The following is a 25,501-nucleotide window of genomic DNA, read 5'->3' as shown; positions in this document are numbered from 1 at the left end:
CAATCATTTTGCAAAGGAACGCAAAAAACACCCGTCCCGGCAAAGGGACGAGTGATATATACTCGTGGTTCCACCCTAATTCAGCTGATTCATCCTATTCGGAGACACAGCCCTCATTGGCATGACGATAACGGGCATGACCCGGCAGATCCTTACTCGCGGATAATCTCCAGTAAAGGCGATGTTCTAAATCCACTTTCAAAATTGCAGCTACAAAGGGGTAAACCATACGTGATAACCGGAGGAAATTTCAGCCAAGGTTCCTCTCTCTGCACCGATCTTGCGTGTGGTCGTTGTCTTTGTCAACGCTTTTGGTTCAATGGTTCACATGAAAAAATCATGGATCAACAGTTATTATAATTGCCGAGATCACTTGCGTCAAGACCTGTCAACAATCCTGAACGCAGCACTTCACATTCCGGGCAATGATGGCAGATTTGCACTTTGTCTTCAAAGATCTGACAGATGGTCGAGATGATCGGCAGATCGGGGGTACGCGTATGCAGCATAACTTTCTCAGGAGAGATCGAGATGAGAGTACTTACAATCATATCTTCAATATCCATCTCCAGTTCCAGACCGGGCATTTCCACAACGACCTGTTCATCCTTTTGTACGGGTAACAGATTAAGTCCAGCATCCAGGACCTGAAATTCATGCATTCCCTTGTGTACAAGATGAACCAGAGGTACTTTGGCTTCTTGAAAAAAAACAAAATATTTTAACAGCCCCATAAACTCTTCATACTGCCGATCCATCCAGAATTCATCCAGCGCATACTCCACTAATTCCTGAAGCTCCTGTTTATATGGCCGTATGCGGAAGTTGATAATGCCTTCAAGGTGAAAAAAGTGAACATCCTCCAAATCCTGCCGTAGTCCACTAGCCAACGTAGTACGACGGCGCTCCCGGAGTCCAGGTTGATCCAGATCACCATTTAATAGTAGTGGCATGCAGATTCGATTGACCTTCTCCACCTCATGCTCATCCATGACAGAACATGCCTTGGCGATCATATCCTCCACCATGTTACGTTCTTGTGTCTCCATAATGAAATCGGCGAGCCCAAGGGAGAGCAGATCACTAATCCGGGGAAGCCATTGCTGGAAGTCTTCGTGATTCTCATTCCCTCTGCACACCCAGGCTGCTCTTCCATCATTATGTTTGAAGACAAGCCTGAATCCTCTTTTACTTATATGTAAACCTTTGGTTTTTTCCTTGACACAACGATAAAATTGATCCGCTTCCTCTTGCCCAGATACATCGGTCCATACAGCAAACAGTTCCACAAGAATCACTCCTTTCCTTCCTCTTCAAAGTATATGGCAAGGCAGATGGGGATATACGAAGCGGATTGATGGAAAGCGTGTCATGATTTCTCAGTATATTATGAAGAGGTTTGGAGTTAAGACAAAAATGTGTTATTATTTTAATAACAGTATGTTTCACGGAAAAGGAGGGAAGCCAAAATGCGACAACAACCTAGAATACTCCACTACACGATCATTATCATTTTGTGCGTTTTCCAAGCCTTGTGCTTCCCTATTCCGACGCAGTCCGAATCTGCTGTTGGGGTATCTGTTGAAGCAACTTCCAACAAGGAAGTGCTGTTGCAAATACCCGAAATCCAGCAGAAACCTGTTATTCGCAAATATCCACAAGTCATGACCAAGCTGATTGCGGTTACGCATAATAAGCCTGTCTTTCTTGTCCTCGCATTGTTATTAATGCTGCGAATCCCTACAACGGGTCTGTCCTTTAAACCGTGGTATTGTCTGTTTAAACGCAGATTATTTCTGCTACCTATTAAGTTCACCAGTATGTATGTATCCCTCACCCCTATAGCACCAAAATACGTGAACGCTCTTCAGTAGCCGTTACGACGTATTTACAGGTTGCTTTTGCATGGAGACACCTCTGTATTAAAGACGGTGCGCTTGTGCATATCTTATAACCCTTATTGCACACGTTAGATACAAAGCGATGTTTATCGCCTTAACGAACGAACCTATTTTTGTTGTACCCACACTTACAAATTCAAATCATATGGCTGTGTCAGGAATTTCTGGCTCTGTTTACCCGCATCTTTTGATGTTCCCTAGAGCAGCAGATTATACATTTTCGGGAAATAAGCCTGTCTTCTGTGGCCAGCCCCTAATTATAAGGAGGCAACAACCATGGATGTACGCGAAACAGACTTGCCGGGGATCGGCAAAAAATTTCAGATTGAAACAAGCAGCGGTGATAAAATTGTCATTATTATTCACGATGACGGTCGCCGGGAAATGTACCACTTCGAGTATGATGATCCCGATCAAAGCATCTCGATGATCACACTTGACGATTACGAAGCACGACAAATTGCTGCTATTGTAGGTGGATTAACTTACAAGCCAAAGCAGCTTGAAAATATTGAAGTCACGTTTGACGACCTGATTATCGAGTGGTACAAAATCGAACCATCCTTCGGATGTATCGGCAAATCCATCGGTGAATTGGATGTACGTCAAAACTCTGGGGCGACGGTTATTGCCGTTGTAGAAAAAAATCACAAAAAACACATCAGCCCAGGTCCGGAGGTAGTTATCAGTGCAGAATCCACGGTAGTAGCCGTTGGCGAACGCAATCAGCAGAAACTGTTTAAATCCCTCCTCCTGACTGGAAGGGGGTAAATAGATGGATCATCTGATATTCGAAGTAGGTCTGGCCCTTGTGCTCATTGCGGCAGCCGGCCTTTTATCAGCAAAACTAAGATTTTCGGTCGTTCCGTTTTATATTCTGATCGGGATGGCCGTTGGGCCACATGCCATGAAAATCTGGCATCTGGACTTCCGCTTCATTGAAAGCCAGCCTTTTATTGATTTCATGGGTCGGATCGGTATTCTGTTTCTTCTCTTCTACCTCGGACTTGAATTCTCGGTAGGTCGTTTAATTAAATCGGGTCGCTCTATTGCAGTTGGCGGCTCGATCTATATCGGAATTAACTTTACGCTGGGATTAATATTCGGTTTTATGTCCGGTTTCCCAGTTGCAGAAGCACTTATTATCGCAGGTATAACTACCATCTCTTCCAGTGCGATCGTGGCCAAGGTACTCGTTGATTTGAAACGAACAGCCAATCCGGAAACAGAGATGATATTGGGTATTATCATGTTCGAAGATGTATTCCTCGCTGTATATATCTCGATCTTGTCCGGACTTGTGCTTAGTGATTCATCCTCCATCGGAGGCGTGCTCATGTCCGCACTTATTGCCCTCGGATTCATGCTTATCGTCATAATTCTTGGACGCAAAGCAACGCCGCTACTAAACAAGTTGCTTAAAATACGATCGAATGAGCTATTCTCTCTTGTTGTATTCGGAGCTTTGTTCCTCGTAGCCGGCTTCTCTGAGACCATTCATGTTGCCGAAGCGATCGGTGCATTATTGGTTGGACTGGTGCTTGCTGAAACAGAACACGCGAAACGGATTGAGCACTTGATTCTGCCGTTCCGTGACTTCTTCGGAGCCATCTTCTTCTTCAGCTTCGGACTGTCCATTGATCCGTTGTCTCTGGGTGGCGAAGCCGTATGGTTAGCTCTGATTGCAGTTGTTATTACATTGTTCGGTAACTTCCTTGCAGGCATGATGGCCGGTCGCAGTGCAGGCCTATCGCCCAAAGCATCGGCCAATATTGGATTAACCATTGTGTCACGAGGTGAATTTTCCATCATCTTGGCCAACATGGGTAAAGCCGGAGGGCTGCTGCCAATGATTCAACCGTTTGCCGCACTGTATGTCCTAATTCTGGCCATTCTGGGGCCTTTATTAACCAAAGAGTCCAAACATGTATTCCGTATATTGGATAAAATATTCAAGTTCAAAGATCCTCGGAAAAAGAAAGAAGAACCAAAGGTACTGCAGAAAGAAGTGTAATACCTATGTCTGTGCAGAACAGACATACGATCGTACTTCGCGGCTCTGCGCCGGTCTTTCTGTGACTAACCCAGGGAGAATGGCTCGAAAGCCGCACAAAGGAGGATGACCTATGAAAGCACCTCTGATATCGGCTAATCCGGTGCCAGCCACCGCCAAGACCAGAATATCATCCACCCGCCGCTGGTTAAACCTATTGCTCGTGATTATGGGTGGAATTCTGGCCTCCGTGGGACTTGAATTGTTCTTACATCCCAATAAGATCATTATTGGAGGCATTACAGGCATTTCCTCCCTCTTCGCCCACTGGACGGAAATGAGGATTGGATTATTCCTATTTTTATTCAATGTTCCCTTCATATTTCTGTCCTACAAGATTGTGAAGAAGAAATTTGTATTGGTTACTGTGCTGGGTCTGGTTGTCTTTTCGATCGGTGCCATTGTGCTTCATCCCATGCCGCCACTTGTAGAGCACCCGCTGGCTGCCGCCATGTTTGGCGGATTATGTCTCGGACTTGGAATTGGGCTCGTCGTGCGGTACGGCGGGACACTGGATACGCTAGAAATCGGTGATCCCTCTTCCCGCCCACCTGAACGTGTATTTAGCGGAAAACGGATGCTTATCGAAAAAATAATCATGCTGCTTAACTTGTTAATACTGACAGCCGCAGGTGTTGTCTTTGGCTGGGACCAAGCGATGTATTCCGTAATCGCCTACCTTATTGCTTATGAAATGGTCTACATTGCGTTCAGGGGTTTCTCTTCCAAACGTAAAGTATGCATTTTGACCACACAAAGCTCTCAGGTTGAAAAAGCTGTACGCAAACGGCTACGCCGTGAACCTGGAACGCTGGAAGCCACTTCTGACTCAACACAACTCGCGATGACAGAAGGATGGATCAGACAGATCCCCGGTGCACTTTATTATGAGGTACATGTTCTGGAGATGGTCTGGTTGAAGTCCATTGTGCGTCACATTGATCCGCATGCGGGCATTATGACCAATCCGGACAAATAAAAAAACGCTCTCTTTCCCTATGGATGGTATTGTCCACCAAGGTCAGAGAGCGTTTTTTTCTGTTATCCGATTTACTTGTGATTATAGCTCAACGATGGCTTTGACTACATGTGAATCTGGCAAGAGCCATTGGTCGATTGTAGCAGGTAACTCATCAAACTCCACTCGGTGTGTGATATAACCATTCATACTTAATTTCTTTTGACGCAGGGTTGACAAGACTTGTTCAAAATCTTCACGGGTTGCGTTTCGGCTGCCCAGCATGCTCATCTCCCGCTTGTGAAACTCAGGATCATGGAAAGTAATATCCGCTTTCACCAGTCCGACGAAAATGAGTTGACCACTGTGCGCCACATATTGAATGGCCTCATTCATGGAATTCACGTTACCGGTTGCGTCGAAGACCGCTGTAGCATAGTCGCCTCCCGTAATTTCAGCCACTTGTTGTACAGCCTGTTCATTGGCCTGTACCAATTCATCCGCTCCAGCCCAAGTCCGGCTAAGCTCGAGCCTGTCCAGGTTACGGTCAACGGCAATAACATGGGCACCTGCTTGTTTGGCAAATGCCATGACGCCAAGCCCAATCGGGCCAGCTCCAATCACAACTACATGCTCACCAGGCTTAATTCCCGCTCTCCTGACCGCATGGGCTCCAATGCTTAAGGGTTCTACCATTGCGGTCTCATCCAGTGTCAAACCTTCTGCTGAAAGCAGATGTGAGACCGGCACGCTGATTCTTTCTCTCATGCCTCCGTCTACATGGACGCCCATGACTTGCATGGACACACAACAATTGGTTTTTCCATTGCGACAAGCAATACAATGACCGCAATGCAGATATGGAATAATGCTTACCTGATCCCCTGGACGTAGCCCTGCATCGTTCGGACCGATCTCTTCAATAACACCCGCCAGTTCATGACCCAGCACGCGAGGATAGGTAAAGAATGGCTGATTGCCTTTATATGCATGCAGATCTGTTCCACAGATTCCAATCCGCCTTATCGCAACCAGCGCCTCCCCTTCTGCACGTTCCGGTTGAGGCAGGTCTTGCAGCTCTAGACGATCTATTTCTTCACACACAATGGCTCTCATCATTGTTCCCCCTTGAATGTTTCTAATGTCATGTTGTTATAACTCCGCATTATATTCAGGACGCCCGCTTGACCACGTCTCATTATGCAATGGAGCCAATATGCGCAGCACTTCATCCAGCAGCCCTTGATCTATCGGTTCCTCGATCCAGGCTGCGTTATTGACGATATTACGCTGGTTAGCACTGCTCACCAGTGTAGTTGGAATACGTTCATTCGACGTGGAAAATTGCACGGCCAGCTTGGCAATGTCACTGCCTTGATCTGCACAGAATTGTGCAGCCTCCAGACAGAGCTTCTTCACCCGTTCACCTGCCGGATGCCAAGCAGGAGCACCTCGGGTGCTTAACAAGCCCATAGAAAGAGGCGAAGCATTCACGAGGCCAATTTCTTTCTTTTCCAACAAAGGCAACAAAGATAACAATGAGGTATCGTTCAATGAATAATGACAATACGAGATGATTGCATCCGCATTAATCTGTGGCAGAACCTTCTCGAACAATGGCAAGGGTAATCCGCAAATGCCCGCATGACGAATAACTCCCTGTTCTTTCAGATGTAGCAACGTTGGAAAAGCTTCTTCAATAATTATTTTTGCTGGCACAAATTCAATATCATGCAGGAACAAAATATCAATATAATCGGTATGCAATCGCTTGAGGCTCTCTTGTACACTATCCTGAATACGCTTACGTGAAAAATCAAACTCATTTTCCCCATACCGTCCGGCTTTGGTTGATAACATATATGAACTGCGCGGCAAGCTGCGGATAGCCTCACCCAACACCGTCTCTGCCTTTGTCAATCCATAATAAGGCGAAACGTCTATGTAATTCATTCCGGCATCTACAGCAGCATGTACAGTGCGAATTCCCTCTTCCCGGTCAATGTCACGAAATACAGAGCCAAGTGAGGATGCTCCAAAGCTCAATACAGGAACGTCCAGTTCGGTCTTTCCAAGTGTTCTTCTCTTCATTGGTTTGCCCCTTCCAACATGTCTGACTACACAAGTTCCTTTTCATTGTAACAGTTCAATTACAATATAAAATATCGCCAATTGCGTAACATGTACTGTTTAATGACCTCAATCTCCAGAAAAAATCAAAAAGCCCGCCGTTCCTCCAGACGGAGTAATCAGCGGGCTTGCTTCATAAATACTCATCTAACGATCAGCATATATAGAAGTGGTATACAAATATTATAATTAGTTCTGCATTACGAAATCTTCATGCACGGTATTCTCTTCATCGAACATGCGCAAGATGTCGTAACGGGTGTTACGTTGTGCGGGGATATAACCGGCCTCTCGAATCAAACGTAAAATGGATTCAATGTTCACTTTGTAAGTTGCACCCGCAGCAGATACAACGTTCTCTTCAATCATGGTGCTGCCGAAGTCATTACATCCAAATTCAAGCGACTTCTTACCGATCTCAGGACCCATGGTTACCCAAGAGGATTGAATGTTCTTAATATTATCAAGCACCAGTCGGCTGATGGCTACAGTCTTCAAGTACTCTTCCGGCGTCTGACGCTCCAGCTTAAGGTTGGTATTGTCTGGCTGGAAAGTCCAAGGAATGAACGCCAGGAAACCTTCGGAATCATACTTGTTCGCAATACATTCATCCTGAGCTTCACGTACACGGAGCAAGTGTAAAGCACGCTCTTCCATCGATTCACCAAGGCCGATAACCATCGTTGCCGTGGTATTCATGCCGATGCGGTGTGCAGTTTGCATAACGTCCATCCAATCCCGCCATGAACCTTTCAAACGGCTGATTTTCCGGCGTGTACGGTCATCCAGAATTTCAGCGCCGCCGCCAGGCAAGGAATCCAGTCCAGCTTCGTGTATAGCACGAACAACCTCTTCCAATGTAAGGCCATCGGAGACTTCAACCATTTTCATAATCTCAGCAGGTGAGAACGAGTGCATCGTGATGTTCGGGAAACGCTCCTTGATGGCTTTCAACAGGTCTGTATAATAGCTGAAAGGCAAGTTTGGATTCGTTCCACCTTGCATCAAAATTTCGGTACCATTCACATCTTCCGTTTCCTGAATCTTCTGGAAAATAACTTCATCTGGAAGCACATAACCTTCATCTGAACCAGGTCTGCGGTAGAAAGCACAAAAACGGCAGTACACATCACACACGTTCGTGTAGTTGACGTTACGCCCAATTACAAATGTTCTGTATGGCTCAGGGTGCATGCGTTTCATAACGACATTAGCAGCTGCCCCGATTTTGTCCACTTCATTGGATTCAAATAACTGAATCGTGTCTTCCAAGTCCAAACGTTCGCCCCGAAGGGCTTTATCTAAGATACGGTCTACCGTACTCATCGTAAAAAAGCCTCCCTCATGAAGAGAAATTATATAACGATCCGTCCCAACTTGTTCAAAAGAAGCAAGTTCTGGTGGCAACATCGCATTTCTGTACTCCACATATCGTAACACAGGTTACATGTGAAAAAAAGCACCTTATGTACAGGTGCTTTAAAAATAAGTAAAAATTTTTACATATGGAATGGAATTTATCCGAACTTAAGTGATACTCATAAGGGTATTTGGACACTCCCTTTTGTTAGGATTCCTGAAGTGCTTGTTCCAAATCTACAATCAGATCTTCGATATCTTCCAGACCTACCGAGAAACGCAGCAACCCGTCTGTAATGCCACGGTCCCGGCGAACCTCAGCCGGCATTGCTGCATGAGACATCATCGCTGGGTAGGACAGAATACTCTCGACAGCTCCCAGGCTTACAGCAACAATGGGTAGCTTCACCCGGTTAAGAACTGCTTTTGCACGATCTCCTGAACCGACGTCAAATGAAACGACAGCTCCATATCCTGTTGACTGGCGCTCATGTGCCTCGCGGCCCGGATGATCCTCCAGTCCAGGGTAAAAGACAGCGGTAATATCACTGCGCTCATTAAGCCATGCCGCAAGTCTGGCTGTACTCCGTTCACTATGAGCCATACGAGCCCCCAAGGTTTTCATCCCGCGCATCAGAAGCCAGGATTCTTGTGCCCCGAGTACAGTTCCAAGTCCATTTTGCAACTGTTTCAGTTGTACGCCAAGTGATTCCGTGCGAGCAACTGCTAAGCCTGCCAGCACATCACTATGCCCCCCTAGGAACTTGGTAGCACTATGTACGACGATATCCACACCAAGCTCAATTGGACGCTGATAGTACGGTGTCATAAAGGTGTTATCCAGAATCGTGATCAGGTCATGTTCCTTCGACCAGTCAGTTACGGCAGCGATATCCGTAATACGCAAAGTAGGGTTGGACGGTGTTTCCATATAAACTGCCTTGGTGTTCGGCTTGAGCGCCGCTTTTACTTCATCTATATTGGTCATGTCCACAAAGGTCGTCTCAATCTGCATACGGCTTAATATGGAAGTAAGCAACCGATACGTGCCTCCATATACATCTTCCGTTACAATCATGTGATCCCCTGCGGAGAACATCATGAAGACGCTGGAGATCGCAGCCATCCCCGATGAATAGGCGAATCCTCGCGCTCCGCCCTCCAGCAGTGTGATGTAATCTTCCAGAGCCTGACGTGTCGGATTACCCGAACGACTGTAATCATGTTGAGGTGGATTGAAGATATCAAAATGATGGAAGGTTGAGGCTTGATAGATCGGTACACTGGAGGCTCCAGTTGTTTTGTCAATTTCATCACCAAAATGAAGCAATTTGGTATCAAATTTCAATTCAGAATTGGGCTTGTTGTTGGACTCACTCATGAGTGCACGCCTCCTTCAACTTCCTGTTGTGCAGCTGTCAGAGCATTGCCAAGATCTGCAATCAGATCATCCGCATGTTCAATGCCTACAGAGAACCGGAGCAGTCGGTCATCTACACCTACGGCATCACGGATTTCAAGCGGAATATCCGCATGCGTTTGTACCGCTGGGTAGGTCATGAGTGATTCCACTCCACCGAGACTTTCGGCAAAAGCAATCAGTTTGATATGACGCAGCAATGGTTCAACGTAACGTGCATCCTTCACTTTAAAAGAGAAGATTCCTGTGTTACCGGTGGATTGTTTATTCTGCACCTCATACCCCGGATGATCGAACAGGCCTGGATGATACACTTCACCCACCGCTGGATGCTCAAGCAAGTATTTGGCAATGGTAAGCGCATTGTATTCATGACGCTCCATGCGAAGAGCCAGCGTTTTCATGCCTTTCATCAACTGGTAGGAGTCGCTTGGAGACAATACCGCTCCAATGGAATTATGCAGGAACGCCATCTCTGCAGATAATGCCTCACCCTTGGTTATAATTAGTCCGGCCAGCACATCATTGTGTCCGCCCAGATATTTGGTAGCGCTATGAATGATGATATCGGCACCCAGTTCAATCGGACGTTGGAAAAATGGAGTCAACAACGTGTTGTCAACAATGGTCAACAGGTTGTACTTTTTCGCCCAGGAAGCAACGGCTTCCACATCTGTGATCATCATCAATGGATTGGTAGGTGTCTCAATAAATACGGCTTTGGTATTTGGCTGACGAACCTTCTCCAGTGCTGCCAGGTCATTCGTGTCCACATAACTTGCGGTTACACCGAAACGGGACAAAATGCGTTCGAGCAGGCGATAGGTCCCACCATACAGATCCAGCGATACTATAAGATGATCTCCTTGACCAAACATGGCAAAAATCGTTTGCAGGGCGGCCATACCCGAGCTACAGGCAAACCCTGCATCACCGGACTCCAGCGCTGCAGCCGCTTCTTCCAACACTTTACGGGTTGGATTCGTCGTACGAATATAATCAAACCCCGTGCTTTGTCCTAGCTTCGGGTGGCGAAACGCAGTGGATTGATAGATCGGAAAGTTAATGGCGCCTGTTACCGGTTCATTGATGGACCCTATTTGTGCTAAGCGGCTTTCGATTTTCAACTTGTTGTTGTCTTCCATTGCTGCATCCTCCTGTAATCTCGATTAGATTTGCGGGCCAATATCGTAAGGTGTTTCTTGATACACATAGTAATTGAGCCAGTTAGAGAATAATAAGTTGGCATGAGCGCGCCAGGTAGCCGGTGGCACACGGGAAGGATCGTTATTCGGATAATAGTGTCTAGGCAATGCAATATCCAATCCTCTGGCTACATCCCGGTCATACTCCCACTTTAATGAGAACGGGTCGTACTCGGCATGACCTGTGGCAAAAATTTGTTTGCCGTCTTTGGTCGCAACCAGGAAGATACCCGCTTCCTCGGATTCAGCCAAAATCTCTAAATTTTCATTCTTTTCAATATCTTCGCGTCTCACTTCCGTATGACGGGAATGTGGAACGTTGAATACTTCATCAAATCCACGCAACAATGGAACATGTGGTTTATTGATCGTATGTGGGAAAACACCAAAGCACTTTTCATCAAGTGGTACTTTCGGCACATCAAAATGATGGTATAAACCTGCTTGGGAAGCCCAACATATGTGGAGGGTTGAAGTCACATTGGTTTTGGTCCATTCGAAGATCTCCTGGATCTCATTCCAATAGTTCACGTCTTCGAAATCCATCTGTTCCACCGGGGCACCCGTAATAATCATGCCATCGAAACGGCGGTGTTCAATCTCGTCAAAGGTTTTGTAGAACAGATCCAAATACTCCTGAGACGTATTCTTCGACGTATGGGATTTGGGATGTACGAGAACAACATCCACCTGAATAGGCGTGTTTCCGACCAGACGAAGCAATTGTGTTTCGGTCGTTTCCTTTGTCGGCATCAGGTTTAATATAGCGATACGGAGTGGACGAATATCCTGCTGGTATGCAGAAGTTTCATCCATGACGAAGATATTCTCTCCTTCAAGTACTTCTTTTGCTGGTAAAGTATCCGGAATTTTGATTGGCATGGTAAGTCTAACTCCTCCTTGTGCATAGATAGATGCAACTGCCACTGGCTTGATGTCTTCATATCAATACAGTGACAGACTGCCTTGAGCTTGTAAAAACATTGAATTGCTCTTTCATCCAACGTTACAAACAACCTCAAGTTCCTTAGCGAAAATCACTGCTGAGAAGTCGGGGCATATGACAAAGACCTTCCTCGGATTTCGAGAAAGGTCATATGTAAATAGATATGCGCCTCTCTCATCTCTCAGTTACAACAGTGCCACTTGACACTAGGTCGCTGCAAGAATTAGCACCGTGCGGTATACCGCCGGTTGCCGGGTTTCATCGGGCCAGTCCCTCCACCTACTCTTGATAAGATTTCGCTGTATTAGATTGTAATTTAATATGGTTCACCGTCTACTTTATTACATTAATGCCCTTACGTCAAGGTGCAGTTCTCTGTCTGCTGTCCAGATCGGAACCGTTCTTCATCCGTTGTCATACACTGCCTCAGGGCGCGAAATAGACACATTTTTGCGCTTGAAAGCACCTTGTACCAGCGGTATACTAAACAAGGTGTTATAAACCCTTATGTGAGAGGTGACATATTAAATGGATGGCGACCCGAGGCCTGACTGGCAGCCGAATTCCGACAAACTGCATAGAGAATTGACATCAGCATGCCGGCAGCGGGACGTGACTTCCGTTTGATCATATAGTGAACGCAGCCCTGATCTCCAGGCTCCGCTGCCGACCGGCTGATTTGTTCTTTTTGCGCCCATAATGATAATATCCGCCAAGTTGGCGGGTGCAGAAGGAGTAGATTAACGATGAAAATCCGGTTGGTAAACAACGGTGTATTTATTCCGGTGGACGACATTCAGCAGGCGCTGACTCCACCAGCGGAAGGATTTTACTGGATTGATGCAGACGTAGACGATTTGGCGGTACTTCAGCCGCTGTTCTTGATGCATGATCTGGCTGTGGAAGACTGTCTTAGTGACGAAGAACAACGTCCGAAGATTGAAATTTATGAGAACCATTATTTTATTGTAATCAATAGCATACGTTTCGATGATGAAGAGATTTTTCTGCGTGCAGTCAACTTGTTCCTTGGCAGACATTTTATTATTAGTGTTACGAAGCAAAAGGTCAGCGAATTGCGCACACTGAAACCAATCCTGTGGGAACAGGAAATCAGTACACCGGATCGTCTGCTCTATTTGCTGGTTGACTTGATTGTTGATAATTATTTCACCGTAGGTGACCGAATTGAAGCACGGATTGAGAAGCTTGAGGAAGACATTCTGATGCATACCAAAAAGTCACATCTGAATGAAATCATCGGGCTGCGCAGTGAGATTCTGTGGCTGAAAAAAGTCCTTGGACCTCAGAAAGAGGTCATTAACACACTGAACAAAAAAGATCTGCGTCTCATCGATGATCAACTGCAAAAGTATTTCAGTGACATCTATGAAAATGCCGTAAAAATATCGGAAACCTTTGAGACTTATCGCGACCTGATGGGCAACTTGCGAGAAGCCTACCAATCCAGTATAGCGAACCGGGCGAATGAGATCATGCGTGTGTTTACCGCCATTACCACGGTCTTCATGCCGCTGACGGTTATTACCGGAATATACGGTATGAACTTTACGAATATGCCCGAGCTTAACTGGAAATACAGCTATTTTGTTGTAATTGGCCTGATGGTTACACTGGGCCTGAGCATGTTCTTCATTTTCCGCAAAAAAGACTGGGTATGAACTCGTATGAAATAACAAAGACGATGCGCTCCTCTTGGAGGAACGCGTCGTCTTTTTCTATACCCTGCAACTAACTTACATTCCGCTCTGTCTCTGCATGCCGACGGAAGCGGATGCGAATCATGCGCAGTTTTTCATAGACCTGCTCCAGACTTCCTCCGTCGGGCTTCTCCGCTCCATACACCTTATGTAATACTGGCTTCAGGAACGTATCTCCCAGCTCCTCATATGCACTCCATACAGCCTCTTGTTCGTTCTCTGGCATCACAGCAAGCTCCACATCAAGAAGGCAATCGGTGTCATAACCTTCGAGATCCAGTGCCTCTAACAGCTCAATCAACTCGCGTCGGGATAATCCGGATCGATTAACGATTTCTTCTAACGTATGCCCTTCCTTCATGCCTTCGAGCACCTGCTTGCGCGTGGTGAACTTATCAAGTTCCTGTTTGTACTTCTGCTCTCTCTGCTTGTATAACCAGTTCTCATACTCTTCTTCCTTCAGCGCCGTGTACACCCATTCCAGCGGGAATGTCGTTGAACGCTCCAACCCGTTCGTAATCTCCATCCATTCCGCACCATAGTCGGTCGCTTTGCTCTCCCCTACGCCCGGCAATTGCATCAGTTCATCCATCGATTGCGGCACAAAGGCACTGATCAAACGCAGCAGACGATTCGTTGCAATAAAATACGGTGCCTTCCGGTCAGACACGGCTCTCTTTCTACGCCAGGCGCACAAATCCGTATATAACTGCTCATTGCCGTATAACTCACTGTAGCAATGGAGTCGCTGCCCACCATAACTGCGTAACTTCAAATCATCATTCTCATGAAATAACCCCTGTAACTGCGGTCGGTATCCCTCACTCATCTGTATGGCGAGCTGATGACGATAAATATGAAGCAGTTCCTCCCAAGAAGTCCCTTCATACCAGATGCTGTCCTCACGTTCTCCTTCCTCGTAGCGACTCCATCCCAGCTGCCAACCATCTTCCTCTTCCCCAATCCATAGCTGTGCATACTCTGCATTCTGATCTGACATTCTGGACAATCTGTTCATGAAAATGACTTCCATCTCCGTTCCCTCCCTTTAACATATCAGCCTAAACGGGTTAGCTACACTACCTAAAGGCAGCACAAAAAAACACCTCTCCTGCAAAATCCATGCAAGAGAGGTGCTTCCTCATTAACCGTACTATGCTGTTGCCCATATCATACCACAATGGTAAAATTCGTCAATCCCTTATTGATCTACTTATTTAATGCCAGTTTGGCAAGCGCCAGCGAACCACATAGTCCCGCATTGTCACCAAGTCCCGGTGAAACAACATACTGGTCAATCTCGGATTGAAGTGCGGGATGCTGAACATATCCAGCCAGCAATTCCTGCAGTTTGCTACGAACCATCGGGAACAGATGCTCCTGCTTCATTACTCCGCCACCCATTACGATTTTCTGTGGAGAGAGAATGAGAACATAATTCATCAGTGCATGTGCCAGATAATGTGCTTCAATCTCCCATGCTTTATGATCTGCAGGCAGTTCATAAGCCGGTTGCTCCCAACGTTTGTTAATGGCTGGACCTGCTGCAAGGCCTTCGAGACAGTCGCCATGATACGGACAGAAACCTTCGTATGTATCCTCCGGATGTCTGCGTACAATGATATGTCCCATCTCTGGATGTGACAATCCATGGACCATTTTACCGCCAACTACAGCACCTGCACCAATACCTGTACCCACCGTGATATACAGACAGCTCTCAAGACCTTGTGCAGCGCCCCAGGTTGCTTCTCCAAGTGCCGCACCATTCACATCCGTATCAAATGTCATCGGTACATCAAAATGCTCCTTGAGCTTGCCAATCACGTTATATTGTCCCCAATGTGGCTTCGGTGTTGTTGTGATATAGCCATACGTCGGGCTTCCTTCAATCGGATCAATCGGACCAAATGAACCTACGCCCAGAGCTTCAATGCCTTTGCCTTCAAAAAACGAAATCACTTGAGCCATTGTCTCTTCCGGTGTTGTTGTTGGAAAACTTACGCGTTCCAGAACTTCTCCGTTTTCTGTGCCAATACCACATACAAATTTGGTTCCGCCTGCTTCAATTGCGCCTAAGATCGTCATGTTAGTCACACTCCCAAGTTAGTTTAAAAAGGAAATCATTTTTCGTGCTTTACTTGATGACACTATAGTTATCCTGCTACTTGTTCTCCAGCTTGGACAATCGTTTCATTAACGTCTGCCTCCAGCTGTCTGACAGCGCAGAAATGGCCAGCAGCGCCTGGATACCTTCGACATTTTCTTTCCCCTGATGCATAATTCGATTGGCTTCAAGAACGGTCATTGATGCAGGATCGGTGCTGATCCGTCGAAATGTCGATGAAGGCCTTACCTCACCTTCTTGCAGGACACGAAAGTAAAAGCCGGTATATCCACTCTCCTGAAAATATACAGGCAGTTCCTTATAATCATACCGCGCGCCCAGCTTGAAGCAAGGTTGTCTGGGCTGACTGACCTGCACTGTGGCTTCGCCCAACTCGTAGACATCACCAATCCGAACGACTTCTTCGGCACAGCCTTCAACCGTCAGATTTTCTCCACAAGCTCCCCAGTCCAGCTTGCGATCCATCAACTGTTCCAGCTCCGGATAACGACTGTAATCGTATACACAAACGGCCTTGTCAGGGCCTCCATGATGCACCAGATCCGCCTGCGCATCCCCTGTCATTCCAGTGAATGACAGGAAAACCGCGTCGGATACAGGGTGTTTCACAATGCCGCTCAGCACTTCACGCTTCTGCCCAGAGAGCGGTTGCGGCAGTCCTACATTGATGGCCAGAACAGCTGTACTACCCTCCTCTGGCTTTCGATCAGATGTGAGTGTCATTTGCGTCATCCCTCCCATAATCACTTTCTTTTAACGAACAGAGCCACCAAATACGAGTGTATTACTCAAAAGTCGACCTGGTGAGGTCAGCATTTTGCCCCCGGCGTACATGCCTGAAGATGCGCCACCATCCAGATTCATGGCCTGCTTCGCCCCAAGCTTTTGCATCACAGCTGCCCACTCCTTGATTGTTGCTCCGGAAACGGTAGCCAGCATAACAGAACCGTCCGCCATGATTGCGATACCACTTCTGGCTCCGGAAGCATTAAGAATCTTGGCATCCTTGAAACCTTCACTCGTCGGATTTACAGCTACCTTGCCGTCTTTCACCAGACGCGGACCTGCTCCCACAGCGGTCACCACATCTTGCCAAGGAATCTCTTTACCTGCTGCGTTCGTATATTTGTAATTCATTTCTACGGTTGAGCCAACGGTGAAACGATCTGAAGAGGACTTTTGGTTGCCTGTGAAGACCAGCACAGAGCCATTCTTAGGAATGGCTACATTGGTGTTAGGGACTTTTTTGGTCACGATGCCTTTCTCCATGACTACTGCAGTACCACCTTTGAACCCGACTGTCGCACCTCGTTCAGGTGTATACAGCATCGTAATGCTTGCATTCGCAGAGGGTGTTCGATTAATAAATGTCGCATACCAACTGCGTGATTTGCCTTTTGTATCTGTTACTTTACCTGTCAAACTCACCTGAAGTGAATCCATGATCGCCGAGCCATCTTCCTTAAATCCGATGGATGTTCCGTATCTTCCAATATGTATGACCTTACCATTTGCTATTAACATGCCGTATGGATCTGGTGCTCCATTATATGCTTCGAAAAATGCTCCATTAATGGCTGCTTGTGCACCATAGGCTTTCACAATCGATGGCAATGTAGCCGTCTGGCCAACTTGCTTCTTCGCGAGTCCCACGGTAACCGGTGTTCCCTTCGGAATCGAAACGGTCTGTACGGTAAAATTACGTCCTGCTGCTTTTACTTTCTGTACTTTGGTGCTAATTGCTGCTTTGGCATCCACTGTCTGTGGCGCACTTACTGCTCCCGAAAGAATTATTGGCAAGGCCAGGAGGAGGGCCATAGCCCCTGTCCACCACTTTTTGCCTGATCGTACGTTCTTCATGTTGCTCACCCTATTGCCACTCCCATCCAAGAGCCGAGGCTCTTCATCTCAAGTTGTTCAAACTTGTCCATCACCATATCCGGATCAAGACGCAATTCACAGATATCCAGCGCACAGGCAACCGGAACAGCACAATGAATCTCTGCCAGTTTGCGGGACAGATGAAGCATGTCCAGATCATTCTCAATCTTGTTACGCACCGAAGGGGTCAGTTTATCCATGTTGCTCAAAATCCCTTCAATGGAGCCATATTCCTGTACAAGCTTCAACGCTGTTTTCTCACCAATTCCCCGTACTCCGGGATAGTTGTCACTGGCATCTCCCATCAGACCCTTCATGTCAATGACTTGACGAGGTGTCAGTTGTTTCTCTGCCATGAGCGTTTCAGGATTGTACACCATGTAGTTGCCATGGCCTTTTTTCATAATAATGATACTCGTGCGATCATTAATCAGTTGCAACATGTCGTGGTCACCCGTCAGTACCATAACATTCATATCTGTCTCTTCGGTATAATACTTAGCAAGCGTCCCGATGCAATCGTCAGCTTCGAATCCTTGTGCACCTATATTCGGAATACCCAGGCTATCCATGACTTCACGAATCAGGGCGAACTGGGGAATCAGGTCATCCGGAGCTTCAGACCGGTTGCCTTTGTAGGCTGCATATTCTTCACCGCGGAACGTCTTACCGCCCATATCCCAACAACATACGACATGACTTGGCCCAAAAGTCTGAACCGCATCCCAGAAATAACGGATAAATCCGTAGACTGCGTTGGTAGGCAATCCTGCCTTTGTACGTCTGATATATCCGCTTGCAGATGTCGCATAAAAAGCACGGAACAACACCGCCATACCGTCCACCAGCAACAAAGTAGGTTCATTACGTTGATTCACTTGAATTTGTTCTCTCCTATCCTGATCTAGCATATAAAATACGAAACTAATTCTATCATTATAGCATAGTTCCGCCAACCATCGTTCAGCCAAAAAAGCCCTGAATTTTGAACAATTCAAGGCTGGTATTCAGCACGCTTATGCGTTATTCCATTCCTGCTCGAACGTTTCTTCCTTGAAACCAACTGTCACCTTTTCTCCATCCGTAACGATCGGACGTTTGATCAACCGACCATTGGAAGCCAACAAACGAATCTGTTCATCAGCGGACATGCCTGGCAGCTTGTCCTTCAATTGTTGTTCTTTGTACACTTCCCCGCTCGTATTAAAGAACTTTTTCACCTCGAGCCCGCTTTTCTGGATCAATTCTGTTAGTTCAGATTCTGATGGTGGTGTGTCAAAAATGGGGATTAGCTCCAACTCATGTCCTTGCGCTTCAAGCCACTTTACAGCTTTGCGGCATGTGCCGCATTTGGCATATTGATATACTTTTAAGTTGCTCATTTATTTACCTCCAAATGCTCCGGTTTCGTGTGGCTCCGGTTTCGACTTCTCGCTTCCCTTGGTTTGCTTCGCAAATCCAAAAGTCGCTCCAAATCGATACCATCGCCATGTAATTTTACTGATTTTTTGCGAATGTGTTCAAAAACACTCATTCGCTATATTTTTTGGGTCAAAGTCTTACAGCTTTTATATCCTTAAAAGCTTTTGAGATTTGAATTCATGAAATATTTAACATGAAATGGGTAAACATCAACACATTAAACCATAAAGATTAGCCTACGGCATGTTGTTCGAGTGCATTATAGCACCCCTCACAATGGAATAGCTTACTAGCGTTGAAACTTAAGCAGAAAGGGCCTAGCAAGATGGACCGTACAAAAAGCTACGACACCTACTACACAGAGGGCGTATCTAAGGAAATCTAAGAGCCTCGTTGCAGGCTTCCTACAATTCTTCTCTGGGAGCTGCGTCATCATTCAAACGATTCTCTAGCGCGGCCATATCTGCTGGCAAAGGGGCATGGAACGTCATGCGTTCCTGTAGAATTGGATGCTCAAACGTCAATTCGCAGGCGTGTAAGGCTTGACGTTCGATCCAGCTATCCCGTTCTTCCCGAACAGCCATGGCCTGCTCATTGATCTCATGCTCAGGTAGTGTCTTGTACATCCGATCTCCGATCAACGGGCAACCGATGGACGTCATATGTACCCGGATCTGGTGGGTTCTTCCACTTTCCAGCTTGAGACTTACTGCACTGGCGGTGCCCTCTGCCCAACGTGTTAACGTCGTATACAACGTTCTCGCCGCGTAACCATCAGGCGTTACAATTCGGCGGTGTGGCTCTTCAGGATCCCTGTCAATCGGCCCATCCACTGACCCTTGTTCCGGGACGGGGCTGCCGTGTACAAACGCAATATATTTCTTATCTACCGTCCCTGCAATCATCTGTTCAGATACGTGCTGGTGCACATACGGGTTCTTGGCTATAGCCAGCACACCTGACGTTTCCTGATCAAGACGATGAATTGGTCTAAACCGGAATCGCTCACCCTTGGATTTCCAGTAATGAACGACTCCATTCGCCAAAGTACCTGTGTAATGTCCATGTGTCGGATGAACGATGATGCCTGCATCCTTGTTGACAACAAGTAAGTGCTCATCTTCATACAGAACGGTAAAGGGGATAGGTTCGGGCAAAATATCATCCGATTCCTCTTGCTCCATCCGAACTTCAACGACATCACCTGCAGCTACCTTGACGCTAATGTATACGCGCTCTCCATTAAGCATAACGCCTTGTTCCGTCAGCTTGATTTTGGACAAGAGCTTGCGGGACACCAGCAGCCGCCGCTGAAGCACGGTCTTCAGCAGCCAGCCATCTTCTTGCTCGGTCACCGTGTAGACAATGGGCGAATAGTATTGGCTCATTCTTTGCGGCGGAAGACTTTTTTGCTCCGCACATATTCAATATCGGCCACCTGTTGTCTCGCGTTGGCCGTCCGTGCAACCACGAAGAAATAATCAGACAGTCGGTTTAGATACCGCCGTACAGACGGATTAATATCCGTATGTTGTCCCAGTGTTACCGTGCGACGTTCTGCGCGGCGACATACGGTACGGCATACGTGCAAAGCAGAGGATAACTGGCTGCCACCTGGAATAATGAAGCGTTCCACTTTCGGATTCTCTGCATCATACTGGTCAATCCATTGCTCCAGACGTGTGACCATTTCATCTCTCACCTTATATTTGGTCTCACTAATCTTCACGAAGGCCAGATCCGACCCGCAATCGAACAATTCCTGCTGCACTTCTAGCAGATGTTCACGCAGATCGTCGAATTCGCCCTGAGCTGAGTCAATAAGGCTAATCGCCTGACCGACAAAACAGTTCAATTCATCAATCGTACCATAAGCCTCTACTCGGTCATCATCCTTGATGACACGTCCACCAATAACCGAGGTCTGACCTTCGTCACCTGTTCGTGTATATATGCCCATCGTTATCCCTCCAATTGTTAATATCATTAATAAATACGGGAATGCTATTTTTTCAGAAACCAGTTTCTCGCTGTACACGTATATAAGAATTGGTGTGCTCTGCCGAGTATACGACAAATCGAAGGAAACCAAAAGCAAAGGGAGACGATTATGCAAAACTGGATAACCGATTTCATGGAACAATACGGCTACATAGGCATTGCACTCATTATTGCTCTTGAGAATGTATTTCCCCCGATTCCATCCGAAATCATCTTGCCCTTTGGCGGTTTCATGACCACTTACACCAGTCTAACTCTTCCAGGAGTTATTATCGCTGCTACCATCGGCTCCGTCCTTGGTGCTGTCATGCTGTATGGTATTGGTCTGCTCATTGACGTCGAGCGCCTTGAGAAAATTGTGGAACGTTGGGGACATGTGCTACGCATCAAAAAAGAGGATATTCACCGTGTCGATGCATGGTTTGACAAATATGGCATGTGGACCGTATTATTCTGCCGAATGGTTCCCCTCGTACGTAGTCTTATCTCCATTCCGGCAGGCATGTCCAATATGAAATTTGGTTTATTCCTTCTCTTTACAACCATTGGTACATTGATCTGGAATGTCATTCTTGTCTGCGTCGGTGCTGCGCTAGGCGCATCGTGGGAGAGCATTTTGCACTTTATGGACGTCTATTCCATCGTGGTGTACGTCATGCTAGCCATTATTGTTATCGGATGTATCATCTGGTGGATCAGACGTAGCAAAAAGAAAAAATAAAGAACGATGATTAAATAAAGCCTCCTCGCCACCCATTCGTGGTTAAGGAGGCTTCTTTATGTCACCCGTTTATGTCATCTCACTATCGTTCATCTTCATTGCGCATGCCCTGACTCTTAAGATCGATAGCCAGACCAGATACCAGCATGTACATCTTTTCAGCATGTATCTGCAGCATCCGGTTAACCGAAGCCATTCTCGCTGTAAATATTCGTTCTTCCTCGGTAGGATGTAATGTGCCATGCATTTCATTGGTAATCACAAGCAGCTTCCCCTGATAAGACAATAACGCATCAAGCAAAAGCTGTGTCTCTGATCGCTGCTGATTCAGATCCTCGGTTGCTCTGAAACTGGTAGCCATCCAGGAGGTCAGACTATCTACAATTACAATTCGCTGATCCGCCAAAAACAGATTGGATTCCCGATTAATCTGGGTGATCACCTCTGTCAGATGCTGACCGTTCCCGGCATGAATGGCACGATAATGAGCGGATGGCAATTCGGGAATAACGGGATCATGATCACCAGTGGATAAATATACACCCTCCCGGCTAATCCCGGCTGCGTACTTGAGGGCAAACCGGGTTTTACCACTACCTATGCCGCCTGTGACCGTAATCAGCAATCCGCTTCCCTCCTTCCATAGCCATTCTGAATTTTCTTTACTCTGTCAGCGCCTTCAGCACTTTCTTGGATTCTTCGACATTGGAAGATGACACTGGAATGGTAGCGAACAGATTGCTCGCAGCATATTCTACATCTTTAAACATTTTCATATCTTCGAGCGGAATGCCGTAAAGATGTGATTCTTGTTTGATATCTGAACCTCCATCTCCTTCACCCTTCTCTACCAATACTCCACCCTCAAATACACCCCGTTCAAACTTCTTGGGGTCAAAAGTATCATCCAGCGGAATATTGGAACCATTACTTCCATATTGTTTCATGTCAGATTCAGGCAAAATGAAGATATCATGTCCTCCAGCTGCGTACTCAACCATAATTTTCTGAACATCATACATCGCACTGGTGATCACTTCCACCTTGGGTTCCTCGCCCAGTTTCTGTTGCAGATTAGCCTGTAACTGTTCTGAGATTACAGATGGATTTCCTTGGTTATCAATGATAAAAATGGAAAAACCATCTTTACCACCACAACCAGCAAGCAGAAAAACAATAGAAACGATCGCAGTAAGCCCCCAAAATCTCTTCATTCCAGTTCCCCCTTTAGTCTCCTACGTCCAATATATCACAATTGTTCCACGCAAAAAAATAACCTGTTTTATCGAGGGATCACCCTGCCTTAGCACACAAAAAAAAAGAAGACCCTCTCAGGTCTCCCTCTCTAATTCGATTAATGAAACGTTTCAATCCGGCATAAACGTTATTTTGCTTTGATCGGGTTAGCCTTCATATACTCATTAATCTTTAAATCCAGCAAACTGCTGATTTCAATTACAATATCGGATGTGAATGATTTCTCTTCGAGGAAGATCTGTTCCATCTTGCGACGAAGCATATGAATTTCATCTTCCAAGGAAATGTCATGCAAAGATGCGTTATCGGGTTTCACCGACCATCGGTCGCCATGATCGCCTTCTGCCAGAACGTGCCCACGATTCGTCGGTAAATCATATTCAACACAAAACAAAGCTAACCCCTCCTTGGAAAAATGTTTTCCAAATATATGAAAACTTATTTCAAATTGAAATTATATCACATTATTTTGTAAAAGAAAGTTATTTTTTTCCAACGATAACAATGCCACATTTGTAAAAAGATTCTACTTTAGTATTAACCCTCTTTTTGCAGTTTGTAAACAAAGTTTCCGATTCGTTCCAAAGCTTCATTCAATTGGGTTACAGAAGTAGCATAAGAACAGCGCAAGAAGCCTTCACCCTGAGGGCCAAAAACATTGCCGGGAACAGCAGCAACTTTATTCTCCGTTAACAATCGCTCAGCAAACAGGTCGGAACTCATACCTGTCTTTTGAATACTCGGGAATGCATAGAATGCTCCCTGAGGTTCATGACAATCAAGTCCAATATCCCTGAATCCCTGCACAATTAAACGTCTACGCTGATTATACGATTCTACCATCCGATCTTTCTCACCCAAACCGTTCGTCAATGCCTCAAGTGCAGCAACCTGACCCATGGCCGGTGCACACATTACTGTATACTGATGGATTTTGAGCATGGCTGCAATAAGTTCAGGATGACCACACATGTAACCGATCCGCCAACCTGTCATTGCAAATGCCTTCGAAAATCCGCTTACGAGAATTGTTCGCTCCTTCATGTCAGGAATAGCTGCAAAGCTAACATGTTTTTGTGTATACGTCAATTCAGCATAGATTTCATCAGCGATTACAATCAGATCATGCTTTTTAATCACTTCAGCAATCGGCAGCCACTCTTCATACGTCATGATGGCCCCAGTGGGATTACTCGGATAACACAGAATAACCACTTTCGACTTCGGTGTGATGCCAGCTTCAAGTGCTTCGGCCGTTAACTTGAACTGATCTTTTGCGTAGGTTTCAACCCCAACCGGTATACCGCCACCGATTGAAGCGATTGGTGAATAAGCCACGTAGGAAGGTTCAGGAATGAGAATCTCGTCGCCAGGTACGATTAACGCGCGCAAAGCCAGATCAATCGCTTCACTGCCACCCACGGTGACAATAATCTCATCCTTGGGATCGTATTTGGTATCAAACTGAGTATCCAGATATTCACTGATGGCTTCTCTCAACTTCGGCATACCTGCGTTGGATGTGTAACTGGTCATACCTCTTTCCAGCGAGTAGACACAGGCTTCACGCATATGCCAAGGTGTAACAAAATCAGGTTCACCCACACCCAATGTAATAATATCCTTGTTGTCTCCAACCAGATCAAAAAATTTACGAATTCCGGATGGAGGTATCTGCTGCACGAGGGGTGCCAGATAAGTTGTCATTTTCTTATTGTTCCCGGTTGTCTGTTCATTCACTATCATGACACATCTTCCTTTACGGCGAGATCATGAGACGGTTGTCTTCTTGATGGTCTTCAAAGATAATCCCGTCCTGCTTATATTTTTTAAGTATAAAATTCGTTTTGGTTGAAAGTACAGAGTCTATCGGAGACAGTTTCTCCGACACAAAATTAGCGACTTCGCGCAGGTTGCCACCTTCCACTTCAACGAGCAGATCGTATGCACCTGACATGAGATATACGGATTTCACTTGCGGATAGAGATAAATGCGCTCGGCAATCCCTTCAAAGCCACGACCACGCTCCGGCGTGATCTGAACCTCAATCAGGGCGGTTACTTTTTCATCATCTATTTTGCTCCAGTTCACGACGGTTGCGTATTTCACGATGACGTGGTCTTGTTCAAGCTGTGCCACCGCATTTTTGATCTTGTCTTCCGACTCCCCCAGCAGCGTCGACAGCAGTGTGGGAGTCCTTCTCGCGTCTTCCTTCAACAGATCCAGAACTTTTAATTGCAGATCGTTCAAATCTTTCATGGTTTTCCCTCCAGCGTCATACAGGTTCCTGAAAATGAATTAATACTTATATTACATGAATTTAACGTTGATGCATAGACAAAAGACCGCCTGCCCTGAATTCGGGCAAGCGGTGGTATGGTCCTGGAACGTTAGGTG

General features: G+C 46.2%; 26 protein-coding genes and 1 riboswitch. Of the genes, 6 read left to right on the top strand and 20 right to left on the bottom strand.

Features of this window, described 5'->3' with window-relative positions:
• Positions 1–344 precede the first annotated feature (344 nt).
• Positions 345–1,298 carry a putative sporulation protein YtxC gene (locus MKZ12_RS09170; RefSeq protein ID WP_339240871.1) on the bottom strand — a complete coding sequence of 318 codons (954 nt, stop codon included), beginning with the start codon at positions 1,296–1,298 and terminating at the stop codon, positions 345–347.
• Positions 1,299–1,469: 171 nt separating this feature from the next.
• On the opposite strand from MKZ12_RS09170, the gene MKZ12_RS09165 reads away from it, so the two are divergent.
• The 4 genes from MKZ12_RS09165 to MKZ12_RS09150 all read left to right on the top strand — a co-directional run bounded on the left by MKZ12_RS09165 (position 1,470) and on the right by MKZ12_RS09150 (position 4,933).
• Complete coding sequence (locus MKZ12_RS09165) at positions 1,470–1,874, top strand: hypothetical protein (protein ID WP_339240869.1); 405 nt, start codon at positions 1,470–1,472, stop codon at positions 1,872–1,874.
• Positions 1,875–2,177: 303 nt separating this feature from the next.
• Positions 2,178–2,672, top strand: a complete 495-nt coding sequence (locus MKZ12_RS09160) for a cation:proton antiporter regulatory subunit (RefSeq protein WP_091032736.1) — start codon at positions 2,178–2,180, stop codon at positions 2,670–2,672.
• A gap of 4 nt (positions 2,673–2,676) precedes the next feature.
• The gene (locus MKZ12_RS09155) at positions 2,677–3,915 is read left to right on the top strand and encodes a cation:proton antiporter (RefSeq protein ID WP_339260050.1); all 1,239 of its coding nucleotides are present in this window, start codon (positions 2,677–2,679) and stop codon (positions 3,913–3,915) included.
• Between the two features lie 112 nt (positions 3,916–4,027).
• Positions 4,028–4,933 (top strand): YitT family protein, encoded by a 906-nt coding sequence (locus tag MKZ12_RS09150; RefSeq protein WP_339240865.1) that lies wholly within the window; start codon positions 4,028–4,030, stop codon positions 4,931–4,933.
• Between the two features lie 81 nt (positions 4,934–5,014).
• On the opposite strand, the gene MKZ12_RS09145 is transcribed toward MKZ12_RS09150, so the two are convergent.
• The 6 genes from MKZ12_RS09145 to metA all read right to left on the bottom strand — a co-directional run bounded on the left by MKZ12_RS09145 (position 5,015) and on the right by metA (position 11,908).
• Complete coding sequence (locus MKZ12_RS09145; RefSeq protein WP_339261357.1) at positions 5,015–6,028, bottom strand: zinc-binding alcohol dehydrogenase family protein; 1,014 nt, start codon at positions 6,026–6,028, stop codon at positions 5,015–5,017.
• A 36-nt stretch (positions 6,029–6,064) separates the two neighbouring features.
• Positions 6,065–7,003 (bottom strand): aldo/keto reductase, encoded by a 939-nt coding sequence (locus MKZ12_RS09140; protein WP_339260048.1) that lies wholly within the window; start codon positions 7,001–7,003, stop codon positions 6,065–6,067.
• Between the two features lie 228 nt (positions 7,004–7,231).
• Entirely contained in the window at positions 7,232–8,368 is a 1,137-nt protein-coding gene (gene mqnC, locus MKZ12_RS09135; RefSeq protein ID WP_339240862.1) for a cyclic dehypoxanthinyl futalosine synthase, read from the bottom strand.
• A gap of 241 nt (positions 8,369–8,609) precedes the next feature.
• Positions 8,610–9,782 carry an aminotransferase class I/II-fold pyridoxal phosphate-dependent enzyme gene (locus MKZ12_RS09130; RefSeq protein ID WP_339240860.1) on the bottom strand — a complete coding sequence of 391 codons (1,173 nt, stop codon included), beginning with the start codon at positions 9,780–9,782 and terminating at the stop codon, positions 8,610–8,612.
• Positions 9,779–10,966 carry an aminotransferase class I/II-fold pyridoxal phosphate-dependent enzyme gene (locus MKZ12_RS09125; RefSeq protein ID WP_339260046.1) on the bottom strand — a complete coding sequence of 396 codons (1,188 nt, stop codon included), beginning with the start codon at positions 10,964–10,966 and terminating at the stop codon, positions 9,779–9,781. The genes MKZ12_RS09130 and MKZ12_RS09125 overlap by 4 nt, the downstream gene beginning before the upstream one ends.
• Positions 10,967–10,990: 24 nt before the next feature.
• Positions 10,991–11,908 (bottom strand): homoserine O-succinyltransferase, encoded by a 918-nt coding sequence (metA, locus tag MKZ12_RS09120; protein ID WP_339260044.1) that lies wholly within the window; start codon positions 11,906–11,908, stop codon positions 10,991–10,993.
• Between the two features lie 235 nt (positions 11,909–12,143).
• Positions 12,144–12,267: riboswitch (SAM riboswitch) on the bottom strand.
• A gap of 451 nt (positions 12,268–12,718) precedes the next feature.
• On the opposite strand from metA, the gene corA reads away from it, so the two are divergent.
• Entirely contained in the window at positions 12,719–13,654 is a 936-nt protein-coding gene (gene corA / locus MKZ12_RS09115) for a magnesium/cobalt transporter CorA (RefSeq protein ID WP_062833460.1), read from the top strand.
• Between the two features lie 70 nt (positions 13,655–13,724).
• Here the strand turns inward: corA and MKZ12_RS09110 are convergent, their stop codons facing one another.
• From MKZ12_RS09110 to MKZ12_RS09075, 8 genes are all read right to left on the bottom strand, one after another.
• Entirely contained in the window at positions 13,725–14,726 is a 1,002-nt protein-coding gene (locus tag MKZ12_RS09110; protein WP_339260042.1) for an HRDC domain-containing protein, read from the bottom strand.
• Positions 14,727–14,902: 176 nt separating this feature from the next.
• Positions 14,903–15,781, bottom strand: coding sequence for an ROK family protein (locus MKZ12_RS09105; protein WP_017689617.1), 879 nt, complete (start codon positions 15,779–15,781; stop codon positions 14,903–14,905).
• A 76-nt stretch (positions 15,782–15,857) separates the two neighbouring features.
• The gene (locus MKZ12_RS09100; RefSeq protein ID WP_339260040.1) at positions 15,858–16,544 is read right to left on the bottom strand and encodes an MOSC domain-containing protein; all 687 of its coding nucleotides are present in this window, start codon (positions 16,542–16,544) and stop codon (positions 15,858–15,860) included.
• 30 nt (positions 16,545–16,574) lie between these two features.
• Positions 16,575–17,681, bottom strand: coding sequence for a phosphodiester glycosidase family protein (locus MKZ12_RS09095; protein ID WP_339260039.1), 1,107 nt, complete (start codon positions 17,679–17,681; stop codon positions 16,575–16,577).
• Positions 17,682–17,686: 5 nt separating this feature from the next.
• The gene (locus tag MKZ12_RS09090) at positions 17,687–18,580 is read right to left on the bottom strand and encodes a 5'-3' exonuclease H3TH domain-containing protein (protein WP_339240852.1); all 894 of its coding nucleotides are present in this window, start codon (positions 18,578–18,580) and stop codon (positions 17,687–17,689) included.
• Between the two features lie 138 nt (positions 18,581–18,718).
• Positions 18,719–19,084, bottom strand: a complete 366-nt coding sequence (locus MKZ12_RS09085) for an arsenate reductase family protein (RefSeq protein WP_339240850.1) — start codon at positions 19,082–19,084, stop codon at positions 18,719–18,721.
• A gap of 444 nt (positions 19,085–19,528) precedes the next feature.
• Complete coding sequence (locus MKZ12_RS09080) at positions 19,529–20,512, bottom strand: RluA family pseudouridine synthase (RefSeq protein WP_339260036.1); 984 nt, start codon at positions 20,510–20,512, stop codon at positions 19,529–19,531.
• Positions 20,509–21,084 (bottom strand): cob(I)yrinic acid a,c-diamide adenosyltransferase, encoded by a 576-nt coding sequence (locus MKZ12_RS09075; protein ID WP_339260035.1) that lies wholly within the window; start codon positions 21,082–21,084, stop codon positions 20,509–20,511. The genes MKZ12_RS09080 and MKZ12_RS09075 overlap by 4 nt, the downstream gene beginning before the upstream one ends.
• 150 nt (positions 21,085–21,234) lie before the next feature.
• Between MKZ12_RS09075 and MKZ12_RS09070 the strand changes: the two genes are divergently transcribed.
• Positions 21,235–21,846 carry a DedA family protein gene (locus tag MKZ12_RS09070; protein WP_339260033.1) on the top strand — a complete coding sequence of 204 codons (612 nt, stop codon included), beginning with the start codon at positions 21,235–21,237 and terminating at the stop codon, positions 21,844–21,846.
• A gap of 82 nt (positions 21,847–21,928) precedes the next feature.
• Here MKZ12_RS09070 and MKZ12_RS09065 read toward each other — a convergent pair whose 3' ends face one another.
• The 5 genes from MKZ12_RS09065 to MKZ12_RS09045 form a co-directional block, all read right to left on the bottom strand.
• Positions 21,929–22,471: a bifunctional adenosylcobinamide kinase/adenosylcobinamide-phosphate guanylyltransferase gene (locus MKZ12_RS09065; protein WP_339240845.1), complete on the bottom strand. Its 543-nt coding sequence runs from the start codon at positions 22,469–22,471 to the stop codon at positions 21,929–21,931.
• 37 nt (positions 22,472–22,508) lie between these two features.
• On the bottom strand, positions 22,509–23,060 hold the full coding sequence (locus MKZ12_RS09060) for a hypothetical protein (protein WP_339240844.1): 552 nt from the start codon (positions 23,058–23,060) through the stop codon (positions 22,509–22,511).
• A 170-nt stretch (positions 23,061–23,230) separates the two neighbouring features.
• The gene (locus MKZ12_RS09055; protein WP_091014723.1) at positions 23,231–23,497 is read right to left on the bottom strand and encodes an aspartyl-phosphate phosphatase Spo0E family protein; all 267 of its coding nucleotides are present in this window, start codon (positions 23,495–23,497) and stop codon (positions 23,231–23,233) included.
• A gap of 143 nt (positions 23,498–23,640) precedes the next feature.
• A complete protein-coding gene (locus MKZ12_RS09050) occupies positions 23,641–24,849 on the bottom strand; it encodes an aminotransferase class I/II-fold pyridoxal phosphate-dependent enzyme (RefSeq protein ID WP_339260031.1) in 1,209 nt (402 codons plus the stop codon).
• A gap of 13 nt (positions 24,850–24,862) precedes the next feature.
• A complete protein-coding gene (locus tag MKZ12_RS09045; protein WP_237176219.1) occupies positions 24,863–25,363 on the bottom strand; it encodes an Lrp/AsnC family transcriptional regulator in 501 nt (166 codons plus the stop codon).
• Positions 25,364–25,501: the final 138 nt, after the last annotated feature.

Origin of the sequence: Paenibacillus sp. FSL R5-0713 (assembly GCF_037973325.1) — a bacterium.
Taxonomy (GTDB): Bacteria; Bacillota; Bacilli; order Paenibacillales; family Paenibacillaceae; genus Paenibacillus.
Note: the sequence above shows the minus strand (reverse complement) of the source record. Positions and strands in the feature narration are given on the sequence as shown.